Origin of the sequence: Streptomyces griseochromogenes, from assembly GCF_001542625.1 — a bacterium.
In the GTDB taxonomy this organism is placed as follows: domain Bacteria; phylum Actinomycetota; class Actinomycetes; order Streptomycetales; family Streptomycetaceae; genus Streptomyces; species Streptomyces griseochromogenes.
Genome location: NZ_CP016279.1, coordinates 1215263 through 1232170 on the forward strand (window position 1 = coordinate 1215263; position 16908 = coordinate 1232170).

The 16908-nt window shown below is 69.4% G+C and carries 20 protein-coding genes and 1 pseudogene; 13 read left to right on the plus strand and 8 right to left on the minus strand.

Annotated elements, in window-relative coordinates:
- Positions 1 to 2: 2 nt before the first annotated feature.
- Both AVL59_RS05715 and AVL59_RS05720 read right to left on the minus strand, forming a co-directional pair.
- Positions 3 to 320, minus strand: coding sequence for a transcriptional regulator (locus tag AVL59_RS05715; RefSeq protein ID WP_067300096.1), 318 nt, complete (start codon positions 318 to 320; stop codon positions 3 to 5).
- Positions 317 to 814: a hypothetical protein gene (locus AVL59_RS05720; RefSeq protein ID WP_067300097.1), complete on the minus strand. Its 498-nt coding sequence runs from the start codon at positions 812 to 814 to the stop codon at positions 317 to 319. Before AVL59_RS05720 ends, AVL59_RS05715 begins: the two co-directional genes overlap by 4 nt.
- 309 nt (positions 815 to 1123) lie before the next feature.
- On the opposite strand from AVL59_RS05720, the gene AVL59_RS05725 reads away from it, so the two are divergent.
- Positions 1124 to 1813 carry a hypothetical protein gene (locus AVL59_RS05725; RefSeq protein WP_067300098.1) on the plus strand — a complete coding sequence of 230 codons (690 nt, stop codon included), beginning with the start codon at positions 1124 to 1126 and terminating at the stop codon, positions 1811 to 1813.
- A gap of 33 nt (positions 1814 to 1846) precedes the next feature.
- On the opposite strand, the gene AVL59_RS05730 is transcribed toward AVL59_RS05725, so the two are convergent.
- From AVL59_RS05730 to AVL59_RS05745, 4 genes are all read right to left on the minus strand, one after another.
- Positions 1847 to 2497 (minus strand): HAD family hydrolase, encoded by a 651-nt coding sequence (locus tag AVL59_RS05730; RefSeq protein WP_067300099.1) that lies wholly within the window; start codon positions 2495 to 2497, stop codon positions 1847 to 1849.
- A gap of 95 nt (positions 2498 to 2592) precedes the next feature.
- Entirely contained in the window at positions 2593 to 2871 is a 279-nt protein-coding gene (locus tag AVL59_RS05735) for a ribosomal protein L7/L12 (protein WP_067300100.1), read from the minus strand.
- Positions 2872 to 2930: 59 nt separating this feature from the next.
- Positions 2931 to 3131 carry a DUF397 domain-containing protein gene (locus AVL59_RS05740; protein ID WP_067300101.1) on the minus strand — a complete coding sequence of 67 codons (201 nt, stop codon included), beginning with the start codon at positions 3129 to 3131 and terminating at the stop codon, positions 2931 to 2933.
- A 9-nt stretch (positions 3132 to 3140) separates the two neighbouring features.
- Positions 3141 to 3992, minus strand: coding sequence for a helix-turn-helix domain-containing protein (locus AVL59_RS05745; protein WP_067300102.1), 852 nt, complete (start codon positions 3990 to 3992; stop codon positions 3141 to 3143).
- Positions 3993 to 4194: 202 nt separating this feature from the next.
- Between AVL59_RS05745 and AVL59_RS05750 the strand changes: the two genes are divergently transcribed.
- On the plus strand, positions 4195 to 4602 hold the full coding sequence (locus tag AVL59_RS05750) for an ATP-binding protein (RefSeq protein WP_067300103.1): 408 nt from the start codon (positions 4195 to 4197) through the stop codon (positions 4600 to 4602).
- Positions 4602 to 4865, plus strand: a pseudogene (locus AVL59_RS47495) (hypothetical protein); the annotation flags it as partial. The gene AVL59_RS05750 and the pseudogene AVL59_RS47495, both read left to right, overlap by 1 nt.
- A gap of 170 nt (positions 4866 to 5035) precedes the next feature.
- Here AVL59_RS47495 and AVL59_RS47500 read toward each other — a convergent pair.
- Together AVL59_RS47500 and AVL59_RS05760 are read right to left on the minus strand one after the other, a co-directional pair.
- A complete protein-coding gene (locus tag AVL59_RS47500) occupies positions 5036 to 5371 on the minus strand; it encodes a barstar family protein (protein WP_099053005.1) in 336 nt (111 codons plus the stop codon).
- A gap of 254 nt (positions 5372 to 5625) precedes the next feature.
- Positions 5626 to 7323: a chitinase gene (locus tag AVL59_RS05760; protein ID WP_079146538.1), complete on the minus strand. Its 1698-nt coding sequence runs from the start codon at positions 7321 to 7323 to the stop codon at positions 5626 to 5628.
- 393 nt (positions 7324 to 7716) lie between these two features.
- Between AVL59_RS05760 and AVL59_RS05765 the strand changes: the two genes are divergently transcribed.
- From AVL59_RS05765 to AVL59_RS05810, 10 genes are all read left to right on the plus strand, one after another.
- The gene (locus AVL59_RS05765) at positions 7717 to 8559 is read left to right on the plus strand and encodes a hypothetical protein (protein ID WP_208870577.1); all 843 of its coding nucleotides are present in this window, start codon (positions 7717 to 7719) and stop codon (positions 8557 to 8559) included.
- A 74-nt stretch (positions 8560 to 8633) separates the two neighbouring features.
- Entirely contained in the window at positions 8634 to 9338 is a 705-nt protein-coding gene (gene cpaB, locus AVL59_RS05770; protein ID WP_067300107.1) for a Flp pilus assembly protein CpaB, read from the plus strand.
- 12 nt (positions 9339 to 9350) lie between these two features.
- Complete coding sequence (locus AVL59_RS05775; RefSeq protein WP_067300108.1) at positions 9351 to 10601, plus strand: CpaE/TadZ family protein; 1251 nt, start codon at positions 9351 to 9353, stop codon at positions 10599 to 10601.
- A 3-nt stretch (positions 10602 to 10604) separates the two neighbouring features.
- Positions 10605 to 10988 (plus strand): TadE family protein, encoded by a 384-nt coding sequence (locus tag AVL59_RS05780; RefSeq protein WP_079146539.1) that lies wholly within the window; start codon positions 10605 to 10607, stop codon positions 10986 to 10988.
- A 1-nt stretch (position 10989) separates the two neighbouring features.
- Entirely contained in the window at positions 10990 to 11337 is a 348-nt protein-coding gene (locus AVL59_RS05785) for a TadE/TadG family type IV pilus assembly protein (RefSeq protein ID WP_067300109.1), read from the plus strand.
- 18 nt (positions 11338 to 11355) lie between these two features.
- Positions 11356 to 12693 (plus strand): CpaF family protein, encoded by a 1338-nt coding sequence (locus AVL59_RS05790; protein WP_067300110.1) that lies wholly within the window; start codon positions 11356 to 11358, stop codon positions 12691 to 12693.
- A 12-nt stretch (positions 12694 to 12705) separates the two neighbouring features.
- The gene (locus AVL59_RS05795; protein ID WP_067300111.1) at positions 12706 to 13650 is read left to right on the plus strand and encodes a type II secretion system F family protein; all 945 of its coding nucleotides are present in this window, start codon (positions 12706 to 12708) and stop codon (positions 13648 to 13650) included.
- A 16-nt stretch (positions 13651 to 13666) separates the two neighbouring features.
- A complete protein-coding gene (locus AVL59_RS05800) occupies positions 13667 to 14554 on the plus strand; it encodes a DUF5936 domain-containing protein (protein WP_067316934.1) in 888 nt (295 codons plus the stop codon).
- Between the two features lie 27 nt (positions 14555 to 14581).
- Entirely contained in the window at positions 14582 to 16051 is a 1470-nt protein-coding gene (locus AVL59_RS05805) for a sensor histidine kinase (RefSeq protein ID WP_372450361.1), read from the plus strand.
- Between the two features lie 13 nt (positions 16052 to 16064).
- Positions 16065 to 16820 (plus strand): response regulator, encoded by a 756-nt coding sequence (locus AVL59_RS05810; protein ID WP_067300112.1) that lies wholly within the window; start codon positions 16065 to 16067, stop codon positions 16818 to 16820.
- Positions 16821 to 16908: the final 88 nt, after the last annotated feature.

The window sequence follows — 16908 nt, forward strand, 5'->3', positions numbered from 1 at the left end:
CGCTACGGCCCGACGATGGCGCGGAGGGCGGCCAGATGCGCCTGGTAGGCCTGTCGTCCGTCGCGGGTCAGGCTCAGCCACACGCGCTGGCGGGTGTCGCGCACGGCTTTGCGCTGCTCGACATATCCAGCCTCCATCAGCACTGTGATGTGCTTGCTCAGCACCGACGCGGAGACGTCGAGCTGCTTTTGCACCACTGCGAACTCGGCCTCGTCGGCGGTGTCGAGCAGGGCACAGACGCGCAGCCGGTTCGGAGCGTGGATGGTGGTGTCGAAGCCGTCCATCGGGTCGCTTGCGCCGCTACGTGTGCCGGGGTTCATGAGGTCTGACGGTGCAGGCGGACGAAGACGAGGTGAAAGCCGACGGACACCGCAGCGCCGACGACGGAGGCGGCGAACAGCCAGACGGACTGGCCGGTGCCGCGGAAGGCCAGCACCGACCCGGCCAGGAGCGCCGGAAGCCCGATCATCAGTGGCAGCGTGACCTTCTTGGGCAGTACGTCCAGGCGCAGCGCCACGCCGGTCTTCTCGCGCCAGCCGGCCGCGGCAACGGCGAACAGCGCCGAGTAGCCCGTGGTCGCGACCACCATGATGGCGGTCCATGCGAGCTTCGGCAGCAGCCACTGGGGACTTGCCGTCATGCCCCCGAAGACCGGTGGGATCGCGGCGATGTACAGCGTGAGGACGACGGCGAACCAGCGAGGCCACGGGGTGGCGGACAAGGCGGCGGCGGAGGCCTGGACGCGCTCCAGCTCGGCCAGGGCGGCGCGGGCCTCTTGCGGGGTTGGGCGGATGACAGCGCCGTTACTTTCCATGCTGGAAACACTAGCCGTGTGTTTCCACTACGGCAAGTCTCGACTTTCCGTGATGGAAAATATCGGCGTCGGCCGCCCTCACGCGTGCAGCGCACTTGCGTCACCAGCAGCCCACCCGCCGGACAAGCGCCAAGGCCTGGGGCCGATCCCGAGCCCCTCCTCCGTCACATGATCCGTGCCCCGTGACTGCATTGTCCGGAGTCCGTGACACAGGTCGCTCTGGTAGTGCGTTGCGAGCCGAGGCGTTGTTACGGTCCGGACCCGGGAGCGGCAGTTCAAGCCGCCCGTGAACAGGGGGGACGTCCCAACATGAACACCCATCGCCTCAGACCCGCCGTCATCGCGATCGCCGCCGCCGCGCTGGCCGCCGTGCTCACCGGTTGCCAGGGGGACGATTCCGCCGCCGGAGCCGACGGCACGCCGAACGCCACCGCCACGGCGAGCAAGGCGCCCGGCACGTCCGGCGGCGGCAAGGGCGGGGCCACCGGGAGCGCGGGAGGCACTGGAGGCACGGCCGGCTCGGGGGCCACTGCGACCACGTCGCCGAGTACGGCCGGTGCCGGAACGCCCGCGGCGAAGCCCGCCACCAAGGCCCCCGGTTCGGCCAAGACCACGGCGCCGGCCGCCGGCTGCGCCGCCACGGCGCCGGACCCGGACCATGTCGACCCCGACGAGATCGCCGTCTACCGCGTCGAAAAACTTCCCGCCAGCACCGGGAAGGTGAACCTCGTCATCCAGCACGGGGCGTGGGGATGCCCCGGCAAGGACACCGACGGCAAACCGTTCGTCGTCACCGGCGAGGACGCCCGCTGGGCCCTCGACCAGGCCGCGTACGTCACCGCCACCAACCCCATCGTCGCGAGCAGCAAGAACCAGCGCATCGGCGTGCAGGAACTGATCGACTGGATCGACGCGCACCCCGACTCGGGCCTGGTGTTCAAGTACGGGACGGGAGACGACGGCGCGATCCACAGCCTGGAGCAGGTGTACACGCCGTAGCCACCGGGGCGACGCAAAGGGCAGGGGAACGGGCTACTGCCCGGCGATGAGCGCGGGCAGTTTGCGCATGTCGTCGAAGACGGTGGTGCCGGGACCTTCGAGCCGTACGGCCGGGGTGAGCCCACCGGCGTATCCGAGGGCGCGCATGCCGGCCGCGCGGGCGGCCAGGACGCCGGGCCGGCTGTCCTCGACCACCACGCAGGCGGCGGGGGCGACCCCCATCCGCCGGGCGGCATGCAGGAACAGATCTGGGGCGGGCTTGCCGCGGGCGACTTCGGAGGCGCTGAAGATACGGCCCGCGAAGCGGTCGTAGAGCCCGGTGCGACCGAGCGTGTGCCGCATCTTGTCGTGGGAGCCGCTGGAGGCCACGCAGGTCGGCAGGGCTATCGCGTCGAGCGCCTCGGGCAGCCCGTCGACCGGGGCGAGGTCGGCGTCCACGGCTTCACGGTGGAGCTGTTCGAACCGCTCCGCCCAGATCGCGGCGGTCTCCTCACCGAGACGTTCACGGACCTGCTCACGGATGGCGGCGTGCGACCGCCCGATGAAGCGTTCGACGACCTCCTCCTCGGTGAGGGGCCAGCCCAGCTCCGCGCCGAGGGAGACCTGGACGCGGGCGGCGATGCGTTCGCTGTCGACCAGGACGCCGTCGCAGTCGAATATGACGAGCTCAATCGGCTTGATCATCCGGGCAGCTTAGGAGCTTGCCCGATCAGGCCGTTGATCTTTAGGGGGTGTTCGGCGAGCCGTCCATGTGCGAAGCGGGCGACGGGCGCCAAGCCCTAGCCGAGGCGGTCGATGGCCTCCTTGGCCTCCTTCAGGCCGGCGCCAGTGTCCTCCCGGTACACCTTGATCGCCTGGATCTTCTTCCCCTCGCGTACGAGCGCGTTCACCTCGTCCATCCGCGGGATCTCCTCTTGCAGGTCCAGGTGCTTCATGACCAGGTCGAGCTTGCGCTCGACGCGCTTGAGGCGCTGCTCGGCCCGCGCGAACCGGCTCACGGTGCTGAGGGTGAGGCCGAGCACGGCCAGGGCGAGAGCGAGGAAACCCAGTATGTCCATGCCCGTGATCTTAGAAGCCGGCGGCACGCGTTCGCCGCAGGCGGGACGGCGTCTTCGGCTCACGGCCCCGTGGGGTGAGTCTCCTTCAGGGCTTCGATGAAGGGGGCGAAGGATGCGGCGGGGAAGGTGAGGGTGGCTCTGGCTGGGGCCTTGGAGTCGCGGATGGATATGTGGGTGTCCAGGTCCGCGACTTCGACGCACGTGTTGCCGTCGCCTCCGCCGGAGTACGACGACTTCTGCCAGCGGACGGCCTGGGTCATGTGAGGGCCTCAGACTTCCTTCGTCAGGTGGTGAATGAAGTCCCGTGATTCCACGGGCTGGAGTGCTGCCTTTCCCACCTTATTGAGCATGGCTCGGAAGCGCGCCAGCTGAGATTCGGCATCGATGAAGGCGGTGCCGTGCGGAGCGTCGCGCAGCACGGTATCCAGCTGTGGCAGCGGCCCACCGACGTACATCATTTCGATCCCGGCCCCGGCGAACCCTTCCCTCGCCAACGGGATGACACGCACCGTTGCCCGTCCGTCCTCGATCGCGCGCAGCACTTCCAGGAGCTGTGCACGAGCGGTACGACGATCCGAGACGAGGATGCGCAGTGCTGCCTCGTGAATGATCGTCTCGTAGGGGATTGAGACCTCGCGCTCCAGTACGGACCTGCGCCTCATCCGATGCTCGACGCGGGGCTTCAGCTCGCTCTCCGGCAGCTCGGGGATCATGTAGCCGAAGATGGCACGGGCGTAGTCGGGCGTCTGGAGCAGTCCTGGCACGTGGCCGGTGACGACCTCACGGAGGAACGTGCCGTGATGCTCGGTCTCGGCGACGTCCAGGAACACTGGTGGGAGTACTCCGCGATACTCCTCCCACCAGCCTTGCGTCCGGTCGGTAGCCATTGCGACAAGGGCTTCGATCAGCGCCTCGTCGGCACAGGCGTAGTGGGCGGCGAGACGCCGTGCGCGTTCCTCACTGACACCCGCGAGCCCTGCTTCGACTTGGCTCATCTGGGCCGAGGTGGAGCTGAGCAGCCCGGCCACCTCACGTGCCTTCAGGCCAGCCGCTTCTCGCAGCCTGCGCAGCTCGGTACCCAATCGCACCTGCCGTGCCGTGGGTTGACTCCTTGGCGCCATGTGCCCTCCTGGCCTTCAACCACCGTGCTGGCGTGCCTCGTTCGGGGGACAGATTACGCGACTGGCTATGTGAGGAAAAATTTTTGCTCTACCGTCAGTGACGAGACGCACACGTAGTGGAAGTGCACCGCTTCGTCCTGCCATGACGGCTGCGGCAATGCCACCGCACGCGAAATCCCTTTTTCTTGAGCGGAGTTGACGTATGCCCGAAACCTGGGACTACACCGTCTACATCCCCAACGACCTCAGAGCGGTCACGGTCTGTCGCCGCACATTGCGTCTGATCCTGACCCTGCACGGGTTGACCGGGTTGGTGGATACGGCGGAGTTGTTGGCGGCGGAGCTGGTGTCGAACGCGGTACGGCACACGAAGGGCCCGGCGGCACTGAGGGTGCGGCGGACGGTGGAGGGGGTGGTGTGGATCGGGGCGTGGGACACGGACCCCGGGCCGCCTGAGCCGCCGCAACCGCTGCAGCAGGAGGGGGAGCTGGAAGAGGCGGGTCGGGGGCTGGGGCTGGTCGTGGCCTGTGCGGATTGCTGGGGCTGGCAGCCGTCGGCGCGGTTCGGGAACCGGGGCAAGTACGTGTGGTGTGAGCTGGAGGCCGCGTGATGGTGGGCTCGTCGCACGAGGCGCTGCACCGGATCTTCCAAAAAGACCCGGCGCTGCTGACCCGGGCCTTACAGAGTGTGCTGCACGTCCCGTTTCCTGAGCCGCGGGGGATCGCTGCACTGAACGTGGACCTGACCGAGATCGAGCCGGTCGAGCGGCGGGTGGACACGCTGCTGCGGGCGGAGACGGACGAGGGCACGTATCTGCTCGCGGTCGAGTCGCAGGGGAAGGCGGACGACCGCGAGCAGGGCAGCGGGCGATATGCGGACCAACAGCCGATCCATCGACCGCGCAACGCCCTCCTGGAAAGACCCAACCGCACCGATTTCGCACGCGACAGCGCCAGGAATCGACCCGGCATACCGTCATGGCACCGAGAGGCTCACGCTTCGGTACGCAATACGCAGCACATGCGAGACCATATTTTACTCGTTCAACTCGGCGGCCAGCGTTCGCGACGCCTGCGGGGAAGACGGCAGAAGTACTCGGAATGTGGTCTTTTTTGGCCTGGAAGTTCCGGCTTCGCGGCCCAATACCTGGCCGCATCCGTAAGTGCTTGATAGAAGATCGCCCGTTCTTCAGGGCTGCCTGACAGCGCAGATTCGGCATCGTCGACGGTCAGCAGAAAGTGCGAGGCCGGAATCCAGCCGAGATCCTGCAAGCAGTCACGCAGGGCATCCCAGTTCCAGCCGAAGTAGTCAGGAAGATGCAAGTGCTCATAAAATTGGGCAAAGACTCCATCGGAGTCGACCATTTCCCGCCCCGCCATCCTGGCAGAGTAGATGAGTCCACTTGGCGGCAGCGCACTGGCCAAGAAGCCCCGCCCTCGTACCCAGCCATGCCCGGGATAGTCACATCAGCACATTGACGGATGCAACGCGATACGCAGGGCACCCTCCACGTCTGGCCGAATTCGCATCACCGTGCCCCACGCGTACGGCACCACGCATACGGCAACGCCCGGACCCACACGGGCCCGGGCGTCCTCACGCCGAGAAGTCAGAGAGGCTCAAGAACCTCCCGCTACGGCAGCCCATGCACATGCGCCCCCACCGAGTTCGACCAAGCATTGCCGGACGCCGCGTCCCAGTTGGTCGACCACGTCATCGCGCCCCGCAGGTCGGGGTACGTCTTCGACGGCTTGAAGGAGCCGCAGCCGGTGCCCTTCGTCAGGCAGTCCAGGGCGTTGTTCACGACGGAAGGAGAGACGTACCCGCTGCCCGCCGCACTCGTCGACGCCGGCAGTCCCAGGCCCACCTGGGACGGGGACAGGCCGCCCTCCAGTTGGATGCAGGCGAGGGCCGTCAGGAAGTCCACCGAGCCCTGGCTGTACACCTTGCCGTCGCAACCCAGCATGGAACCGCTGTTGTAGTACTGCATGTTGACGACCGTGAGAATGTCCTTCACATTCAGCGCCGTCTGGAAGTAGGAATTCGACGTCGACTGCATGTCGATCGTCTGCGGGGCCATCGTGATGACCAGCGACGAGCCCGCCTTCGCCGACAAGGCACGCAGCGCCTGCGTCATGTACGTCGCGTTGAGGCCGTTCTCCAGGTCGATGTCCACGCCGTCGAAGCCGTACGTCTGCATCAGTGAGTAGACGGAATTCGCGAAGTTCGCCGCCGACGCCGAGTCGCTCACCGACACCGTGCCGTTCTGGCCGCCGATGGAGACGACGACCTTCTTGCCGGCCGCCTGCTTGGCCTTGATGTCGGCCTTGAACTGGTCGACCGTGTAGCCGCCGAGGCCGGCCGAGTCCAGGTTGAAGGAGACCGCTCCCGGCGTCGAGGCCGCGTCCGCGAAGGCCACGGCGATGATGTCGTACGAGGACGGGACGTCGGACAGCTTCTGGACCGTCGCGCCGTTGTTGAAGTTCTGCCAGTAGCCCGTCACGGCGTGCTTGGGGAGACTCCCGCCGCTGCCGCCGCTGTTTCCGGAGGTCGTCGTGCCCGTCACCGCCGCCGACTTCGCCGACTCACCCGCCGAGTTGGTCGCCGTGATCTGGAAGGAGTACGACGTCGACGCCGACAAACCGGTGACCGTGGCCGAGGTGCCGGTCACCGCACTCACCTTCGTGCCGTCGCGGTACACGTTGTACCCCGTCGCGCCCGACACCGTGGGCCAGGAGAGGGAGACCGAGGACGAGGTGGTGCCGGAGACCGACAGGCCGGAAGGTGCGGACGGCACGGAAGGGGCCGGGGCGCCGCCGCCTCCGCCGTCGGGGCCGTACACCGAGATGTCGTCGGCGTAGTAGGCGGCCTGGCCGTACCAGCCGTGTGTGTACACCGTGACGGACGTCGTGGACGCGCCCGTGGTGAACGTCGTCGACAGTTGCTTCCACGAAGACGAGTCCGGGGTCCAGGTCGAGACGTCCGTCGTGCCCGTGCCCGTCACGCCCAGGTAGGAGTAGCCGCCCTGCACCCACGCGCTCAGCGTGTACGTCGAGTTGGGCTTCACCGCCACCGACTGGGTGCACTGGGCGTTGTCCTGACCGGCCGGGGTCGCCTTGAGGGCCGAGGTGCCGCCGTGGACCGGGGACGAGACCGTCGTGCCGCTGCCGGCCGAGCAGGTCCAGTTGGTCAGGCCCGACTCGAAGCCGGTGTTCTTGGCGTTGTTGACGTCCGCGGCGGACGCGGGGGTGGCGGCGAGGCCCGCCACCGAGAGGGCTAGGGCGGTGGCGGCGGACCACGTCGCGATCCGCCGTCCGCGTGGTCTGGGCATGCCTGGTGCGCGGTCCACTGGGGCCTCCGGTGGGGAGTCTGCGGGGAGGGAGAAGGGGAGAGAGGGAGGGGGAGGGGAAAGAAGGGGAGAGAGGTGAGGGGGCGGTGGCCACCGTCGGCAAACAAGTTGGTCCAGACCAATCCCGCTGTCAAGAGGTCCAGACCAAAACCATCTCCGCCACCTTGACGGTCACTCGTTCAACCTGTCCTGTTTTGGCGGGACTTGTGACCGGGGAGTTCCATACGAGCTACACAAACGCTGTTCTCCGGTCATTGGGGCGTGGATACAGTGCTCACGTAGTCACGCAATGAAGTCGTCCTGGCGCATTGGCGTTACACCGGTGGGCCGAAGGGTGTGAAGAGCGGGGAGCTGCGCGTGCCAACTGCCATTGCCGTGACCAGTGCCGACATGGCACTGCCGGCGCAGGACGAACGGACCATGCCGGCCGTCGTACTGCGCGATCTCGACCAGCGCCCGCTGGAGCAGTCGCTGACCGAACTGCACACCCTCACCGAGCAGTACGGGTATGTGGTCGTCGTGTGTTCCCTGGCCACTCCTGAGCCCGTCGTGCGACGGCTGTACACCCTGCGGTCGCTGCTGGAGAGCGACCGGATAGCCCTCTTCCGGCCCGAGCTGCCCCCGCTCGGCACAGCCGTCCTCGCCCGGCAGCTGCGGCAGCTCGCCTCCTGCGATCTGAGTCCTGGCGTGCTCGCCTCCGCCGGGCGGCTGCTCACCCACTACATCCACGCCGGCGCCGTGCTCGGCTCGGTCGCGCGGCTCGACCGGGTGCCGGTCGGGCTCAAGGCACACGCCAAGTCATGGGTGCCGGGCAGCCAGTTCGCCGTCGTCGCCCATCCCGAACCGCAGCTCGTCAAGGTCGCCCCTGGCGTCACCCTCAAGGGGCCCGAGTTCAGTACCTGGATGCTCGTCGCCAAGGGGCAGCTGCAGACCGACTGGGTCGCGGGGCTCGCCGAGGCGTGGAGCGCGCACGGCCTGCGCGAGACGCCGCTGCCCGCCGAGTCCCCGCGGTGGTGGGGGACCGGGCGGATGGTCGAGTTCTGCAGCCATCTCGCCGACCTTTCGGTGCTGTACCAACTGGTGACCTCGGTACGGCAGTCCCTGTGCCACTGGTGCGGGATCGAGGTCATCGGCGACCGCTGCGTCTTCTGCTCCGCCACCCCGCCCGTCTACGAGCCCCCGGCTCCCCGTGCCCTGGAGCAACGAACGCCCGCCTGACCGACTCGCACGGCCGGCACTCACATCCCGCACATTCCGCTCGACCGATTCCCCCCAATGAGGTTGCACGGTTCATGAACTCCCGTCAGCGCCGCGGCGTGATACTCCTGATCCTGTCGGTCCTGTGCGCTCTCGGCGCGTTCGCCGGTGTGCTCTCCGTCGTCGACGACGTCCAGTCCAAGGTCGGGCCCGAGGTCAGCGCCTATCGGATCAGGTCCGACGTGAAGCCGTACACCGCGCTGAGCACGGGCCAGTTCGAGAAGATCAAGATGCCCGAGCGGTGGCTGTCCGGCAATGCCGTCACCGATCTCCACGGGATCCAGGGCAAGATCGCCGTCACCACCCTGCACGCCGGCTCCCTGCTCCAGAACGACATGATCGTCGACCAGCCCGCCCTCCAGCCCGGTCAGCAGGAGGTCGCCATCATGATCGACGCCGCGACGGGCGTGGCGGGCAAGATCACTCCGGGCTCGCGGGTCAACGTGTACGCCACCTTCGAGGGCAAGAAGCAGGGCGACCCCGACCAGTCAAAGATCATCGTCACCAACGCCCGGGTCCTCGACGTCGGCCAGATCACCGCCCTCGATCCCGACCGCGACAAGAACCAACAGCCCACCGAGGCCGTCCCCATCACCTTCGCGCTGTCCACCCTCGACGCCCAGCGCATCACCTACGCCGAGTCCTTCGCCCAGCGGGTCCGGCTCGCCCTGGTGGCCCCCGGCAGCGAGACCAGCGTCCCGGACAAGGACCGCACCTATGAACTCGCGACGGACAAATGAGAGGCGGCCCGCATGCCCACCAGGATCCTCCCGGCCGGCGCGGACCCGGACGCCGTCCGCTCCCTCGTGACGCTGCTCAGCCAGCTCCCCGACGCCGAACCGCAGCCGCCCGTCGTCGACTCCACCCAACTGGTCGACACCCTCGCCCGCCTGGCGGCGGATTCGGTGGACGAGCTGCCCGAGGTCGTGGTCGTCCATGAGCGCATCGGGCCGGTTCCCGCGCTGGAGCTGATCCGTGAGGTCGCCCTGCGCTTCCCGGCCGTCGGCGTCGTTCTCGTCACCACCGACGCGAGCCCCGGCCTGTTCGCCGCCGCCATGGACTCCGGCGCGCGCGGCCTGGTCGCGCTCCCGCTGTCGTACGAGGAACTCGCCAGCCGCGTCCAGGCGGTCGCCCAGTGGTCCGCCGGAGTACGCCGCCATCTGGGACACGGCGGCTCCGACATCCTCGGCGGCGTCGGCGGTACGGTCGTCACGGTCAGCGGCGCCAAGGGAGGCGTCGGCGCGACCCTGGCGGCCATCCAGCTCGCCCTCGCCGCGCAGGCCTCCGGCCGGGCCGTCGCCCTGGTCGACCTCGACCTCCAGACCGGCGACATCGCCTCCTACCTGGACGTCCAGTTCCGTCGCTCGGTCGTGGACCTGGCCGCCATCACCGACATCTCCCCGCGGGTCCTCGCCGACGCCGTCTTCCGTCACGACACCGGTCTCGCCCTGCTCCTCGCACCCGCCGAGGGCGAACGCGGCGAGGAGGTCACCGACCGTGCCGCCCGCCAGATCGTCAGCGCCCTGCGCTCCCGGTACGAGGTCGTCGTCGTGGACTGCGGCGCCCAGCTCGGCGGGGCCGGCGCGGCAGTGGTGGAGATGGCCGACACCGCCCTGCTGGTGACCACGCCCGACGTGGTCGCCGTACGGGCCGCCAAGCGCACCGTACGCATGTGGGACCGGTTGCAGATCCGCAAGGCCGAGGAGACGACCGTCGTCGTCAACCGGCACACACGCAGTACGGAGATCCAGCCGGCGCTCGTGCAGCGGATCACGGGTACGGCGGTGGCGCGCACCGCCGTGCCCGCCAACTTCAAGGAACTGCACGCGGTCGTGGACGCCGGGCGGCTGCACGACCTGGACGGCCGGAGCACGGTGAAGCAGGCGTTGTGGGCGCTCGCCGGGGAACTGGGGCTGGTGAAGGCGGCCGAGGGGTCCCATCGCGGGGGCGGCCGCCTGCGCGGCGACCGCGGGCCGGTGAGCATGCGGCGGCGGAAGGAGTGAGGGGTGGGGAAACGGCTGGGAGGCGATCGCGGGCAGGTCAGCATCGAGTTCCTCGGGATGACGCCGCTGATCGTCCTGACCCTGGTGCTCATGTGGCAGTGCGTGCTCGTGGGGTACGCCTACACGCTCGCGGGGAATGCTGCGGACGAGGGGGTGCGTGCGGGGACGGCGGCGCATCGGGGCGGCGAGCGGCAGGCCGCGTGCGCGGCGGCCGGGATGAAGCACCTGTCGGGGGCGTGGAAGGGGGGAGCGTCGGTGAAATGCAGTCCGTCCGGCTATGTGACGGCCGATGTCGACCTCAAGGTCCCCGTCCTCTTCCCCGGATCGATCGACTTCCCCGTCACGGTGCACGGCCACGCCGGCGCCGTGGAGGAGGTGAAGGACTGAGATGCCGTACCGCCGTGGACGCGACGCGGGCCAGGTCGCGATCGAGTACCTCGGGTTCGTCCCCGTCCTGCTGATCGTCGGGCTGGCCGGCTTCCAGATCGGGGCCGTCGCCTACGCGGCCGAGCAGGCCGGTACGGCGGCTCGGGCGGGGGCGCGGGCCGCGTCGTTGCGACAGGACGCGCAGCAGGCGTGTGCGGAGGCGGTCAGCGGCGGGCTCACGGTGCGTTGCTCGCCGGCGGAAGGGGGCGACACGGTCACCGTCACCGCGTCCGTCGGCATCCCCTCGATCGTCCCCGGCTGGCACTTCGACCCCGCCGAGAAGTCCGCCACCATGCCCCTCGACCACTGACCGAGGAGAAGCGAACCCATGAGCCTGCGGGCACGGATCAACACTCCCGAGGAGCACGGCAGCCGGGGCGAGGACGGGCATCTGGTCGCCTCCTACCGGGCCAAGCTGCTGGAGGAGATCGACCTCGCGGAGATGAGTTCGCTGGCGGCCGCCGACCGCCGGGCCCGCCTCGAACGCGTGCTCGGGCACATCATCAGCCGCGAGGGCCCGGTGCTGTCGACGGTGGAACGCTCGCAGCTGATCCGCCGCGTGGTGGACGAGGCGCTGGGCCTCGGCATCCTGGAGCCGCTCCTCGAGGACGCGTCGATCACGGAGATCATGGTGAACGGCCCGGACGCGATCTTCGTGGAACGCGGCGGCCGGGTCGAGCAGTTGCCGCTCCGCTTCGTGTCGGCGGACCAGCTGATGCAGACCATCGAGCGGATCGTGTCCACGGTCAACCGCCGGGTGGACGAATCGAACCCGATGGTGGACGCCCGCCTCCCCTCCGGCGAGCGCGTCAACGTCATCATCCCGCCGCTGTCCCTGACCGGCCCCACCCTCACCATCCGCCGCTTCCCGCGCTCCTTCACCCTCCAGGAACTCATCGCCTTCGGCTCCCTCGACGAGCACATGGTGTTCCTGCTGGCGGGCCTGGTGCAGGCGAAGTTCAATATCATCGTCTCCGGGGCGACCGGCACCGGGAAGACGACCCTGCTCAACGCCCTCTCCGCGCTGATCCCGGAACACGAACGCATCATCACCATCGAGGACTCGGCCGAACTGCAGCTCCAGCAGTCGCACGTGGTCCGGCTGGAGTCGCGGCCTCCGAACGTCGAGGGCAAGGGCCAGGTCACCATCCGCGACCTGGTCCGCAACTCCCTGCGCATGCGGCCCGACCGGATCGTGGTCGGCGAGGTCCGCGGCGGAGAGTCCCTCGACATGCTGCAGGCCATGTCCACGGGCCACGACGGCTCCCTCGCCACCGTCCACGCCAACAGCGCGGAGGACGCGCTCACCCGCCTGCAGACCCTCGCCTCGATGTCCGACGTCGAGGTGCCCTTCGTAGCCCTGCACGACCAGATCAACAGCGCGGTCGACGTCATCGTCCAGCTCACCCGGTTCGCCGACGGGGCCCGCCGCATCACCGAGGTCGCGCTGCTCGACAGCCACGGCGGCGAGCCGTACCGCCTGGCGACCGCGGCCCGCTTCACCGCACAGCCCATGACCGCCGACGGCCGGGTGTACGGCACCTTCGACTACTTCCCCCTCCCGCGCCGCACCGCCGACCGCCTCTACATGGCGGGCCAGCCCATCCCGCAGGCCTTCGGCGTCGCCCATTCCACGGACCAGCTCGCCACCCGAGAAGCCAGGTAGGTAGGCCACCGCATGGAACTCCACACGCTCGTCCGGCTCACCACCGGTGTCGCCCTGCTGACCTGCGTCCTGGCCGTCGTCGGCGTGCACGTCTACGCCTCGGGCCGGGCCCAGCGCGCCGAGCTGATCGACCGCCTCTCGCACACCGGTCCCGTCCCGGCCACCGGCCGCCGGCGCCGCTTCCGCGCCCTGGACCGCCGCCTGCGCGGTACGGCACTCGGCCGGAAACTGGAGCTGAAGCTGGCGGCCACCGGCCTGGACGTCACCCCGGGCGAGTTCTTCGCCTACATGCTCGCCGCGGTCGCCGCGCTCTGGCTGATAGGCCAGGCCACCCTGGCCCCGTTCTTCGGCCCCCTCGCGGGCCTGCTCGGCGTCTGGGCGGCGATCCAGTTCCTCAACTGGCAGCGGCAGAAACGCATCGAACGCTTCATCAACCAGCTTCCCGAGCTGGCCCGCATCCTGGCCAACGCCACCCAGGCCGGCCTCGCCCTGCGGACCGCGATCGGTATGGCGGCCGAGGAGCTGGAGGCCCCGGCGGGCGAGGAACTGGCCAAGGTGTCCGACCAGCTGGCGATCGGCCACTCCCTGGAGGACGCCCTCGGCGAACTGGCCGACCGCCTCCCCTCCCGCGAACTGGTCGTACTCGTCACCACCCTGGTCCTCTCCAACCGGGCCGGCGGCCAGGTCGTGTCGGCCCTGCGGAACCTGACCGAGACCCTGGAGGAACGCAAGGAGACCCGGCGCGAGATCCGCACCCAGCTCTCCCAGGTGACCATGACGTCGTACGCCGTCCCCGTCCTCGGCATCGGCGCCCTGTTCCTGATGAACGGGGTCAAGAGCGGCGCCCTGGACCGGATGACGGGCTCACCGGTCGGCCAGGCCTGCGTGATCATCGCGTTCGGGATGTACGCCGTCGGCTTCGTGCTCATCCGCCGGATGAGCCGGATCGACGTGTGAGGGGGCCGGTCCGATGATGGCGATTTCGCTCGCACTGCTGATGGGCCTCGGCGTCTGGGGCGCCTTCGCCGGCATCCGGATGTACCGCGCGGACGCGAAGCTCCCCGGCGACCTGGTGCTCGCCCTGGAGGTCGGCGCCACCCGCACGGGCGCGGTCGGCTCGGTGATCGACCGCATGGGCATGCGCTACGCCCCCGCGGTGCTGCGCATGATGGGCCCCCGCCTGGTGGCCAAGTACCGCCGCAAGATCGACCTCGCGGGCAACCCCGGCGGCCTGACCATCGACCGCTACGCGGCCCGCCGCGCGGTCTACGGCGCCCTGGGCGCCGTCGGCTTCCTGGTCTTCCTCCTGCGCGGCCAGTGGTTCGTGGCCCTGATCCTCCTCCTGTTCGGGGCGTTCTGGACGGAGGTCGGCATCTGGTCGGCGATCCGTGTCCGCAAGGACGTGATCGAGCGGACACTGCCGGACTTCCTCGACGTGCTGGCGGTGGTGGTGAGCGCCGGGCTGGGCTTCCGGCAGGCCCTGGACCGGGTGGCCTCCCGCTACGAGGGCCCCTGGGCGGACGAACTCCGCATCACCCTGCGCCAGATGGACCTCGGCATGAGCCGCCGCCAGGCCTTCGCGGAGCTACGGCGCCGCAACGACTCGGAGCAGGTGGCGATGTTCGTGACGGCGCTGCAGCAGGGCGAGGAGCTGGGCGCCCCGATCGTCGACACCCTCGTCTCCCTGGCCAAGGACATGCGCCGCACGGACGCCCAGAACGCCCGCCGCAAGGCCGCCCGCGCGGTCCCCAAGGCCACGCTGATGATCACCACGTTCATGGTCCCGGCGACCATGCTCCTGCTCGGCGCGGGCCTCCTGCTCGGCTCGGGCGTGGACTTCGGCTCACTGACGGGGAAGTAGACGGGGGGTGGGGTGATGGCCATGGCGATGACGAGGGAGGGCAGGGAAGGCAGGGCGGCCAGGGAAGGCAGGCAGGTCAGGGAAAGCGGGGAAGGCACGGGCAGGCGGCATTGGCGCGTACGTCCTGCCGCCGACGGCGCGGGTGGGAAAGTGAATCCGGCCGCAGGCCGGACGCACCTCGACGGCGACCCCGCACCCGAAAAGCTGCAGATCCGAGCCCTGCAGGCGATGTGCCGGCAGGTCTTCGGCTTCCGGCTGGCGATGATCGTGCTGGCGGCCCCCGCGGCCCTCCTGAACGCGGCCCCCGGCCTGGGTGTCCGCCTGGTCGGCTCGGCGGTGGTCGTCACCTTCATGGTGTCCTACGTCCTCTTCCGGGACTGGGAACGCTTCGGCCCCCTCCTCCTGCGCCACCCCAGCCTCCTCGCGGCCGACACCCTCTTCGGCTCCTTCCTGCTGATCTCCGCGGGCCCCGACACCACCCTCGCCTACGTCAGCGTCTGCACCCCCCTGCTGGCCGGCCTGGTCTACAGCTGGCGGGGAGCGGCCTGCTTCGCCTCGCTCCAGTCCCTGATCCTGCTCCTGGTCCACGCCACCCTGAAGGCGGACCACAAGGCGGGCGTGGCCGAGTCCCTCCTCCTGCCCGGCCTGTGCGTCATCGCCGGCGCGATGGGCTCGACCCTGCGCAATCTGATGCTCCGCTTCGGCGCGGCCACCGAGGCCCTGACGGCGGTCCAGGCCCGCCTCGCCGCGACGGAGGCGGTGCACGCGGAACGGGCCCGCCTCGCCCGCGAGATGCACGACTCGGTGGCCAAGACCCTGTACGGCGTGGCCCTGGCGGCCGACGGTCTGGCCGCGACGGCGTCGGCCGACGCCCCCGACCCGGACCGCATCCGCCGCCAGGCGGACCTCGTGTCCCGCTCGGCCCGCAGAGCGGCGGCGGAGTCCCGGGAACTGCTGGAGGACCTGCGCCGGGAGGAGACCCCCGGTTCGGCGAGCCCGACGGACATCTGGACGGAACTCGCGGCACGCACGACCGACTTCACGACCCGCACGGGCCTACGGGTGGAGTGCCGCCGGACCGGCTCAGCGCCCCTTCCCTCCGTCCCCTCACCCCTCGCCCGCCACCTCTTGGCCATCGCCACGGAGGCACTGGAGAACGCCCACCGCCATGCGTCGGCGAGCCGGGTGGAGCTGACGGCGGGAGTGGACGGCGACATGTTCCGCCTGACGATCCAGGACGACGGCCGAGGCCTGCCCCCAGGTACGACCCTCGAACGCCTGCGCCTCTCGGGCCACTTCGGCCTGCTGGGCATGGTCGAACGGGCGGCGGCGGCAGGGGCCCGCATCCGGGTGGGGGACGCGGGGCACGGTGAGCACGCAGAGTACGGCGGCCACGGCGACCGTGGCGAGCACGGCGACCACGAACGAGGCACGCGGGTGGTCGTGGACCTGCCGCTGCGGGCCCTCACCTTCGACCTTTCATCCCAGGAAACCTGAGAGGAGGCACCCGATGCAGCATCCGAACCCCGGCCAGGACTTCCCCTCGCCCACCATCACGGCCCCCCTCCGCCTCGTGGTGGCCGACGACAACCCCGTGATCCGTGCGGGCCTCACGGCCCTCCTCTCCGACCGCGAGGACACCACGGTGGTGGCGGAGGCGGCGGACGGCCGCGAGGCCTACGAGGCGGCACTGCGGCACCGCCCCGACGTCATCCTCCTCGACGTCCGCATGCCCGGAGTCGACGGAATCTCGGCATTGCCCCACCTGGTCCGGCTCGCCCCCGTCATGATGCTCACCTACAGCCACGAGACGGAGACGGTGCGGGAGGCGCTGCGACTCGGTGCGGGGGGCTATCTGGTGCACGGGGAGTTCACAGCCGAGCAGTTGACGAGGGCGGTGCGGGATGTGCGGGAGGGGCGGCCGCATGTGACACCGGGCGCCACGAAGGCGTTATTGACCTACCTCCAGCCAAGTGCATCTGCACACACGAAACCGGAACTTCCCGTCCCCCTGGGTAAAATTCCATCCCAAAACCTTTCGCGATTGCAATCAGATCTGGGACAGTCAGCTAGGTCGAGGTTCCAACTCAGCACCAGGGAGGCGGAGATCATGGACCTCATCGCGTCCGGCATGACCAACCAGCAGATCGCCGCCACCTGCTTCATCAGCGAGAAGACGGTCAAGAACCACATCAACCACATCTTCGCCAAGCTCCACAGCACGAGCAGGTCGCAGGCGGCGGCGAAGTGGTTGGGGGTGGCGTGAAGTGGCCGGGTGGGGGAGGCGATGGGTCCGGGAATGGGTCCGGGGGCCCTCTGGAGGGTGGGGTGTTCCGCCGTACGTTCTCGGGACC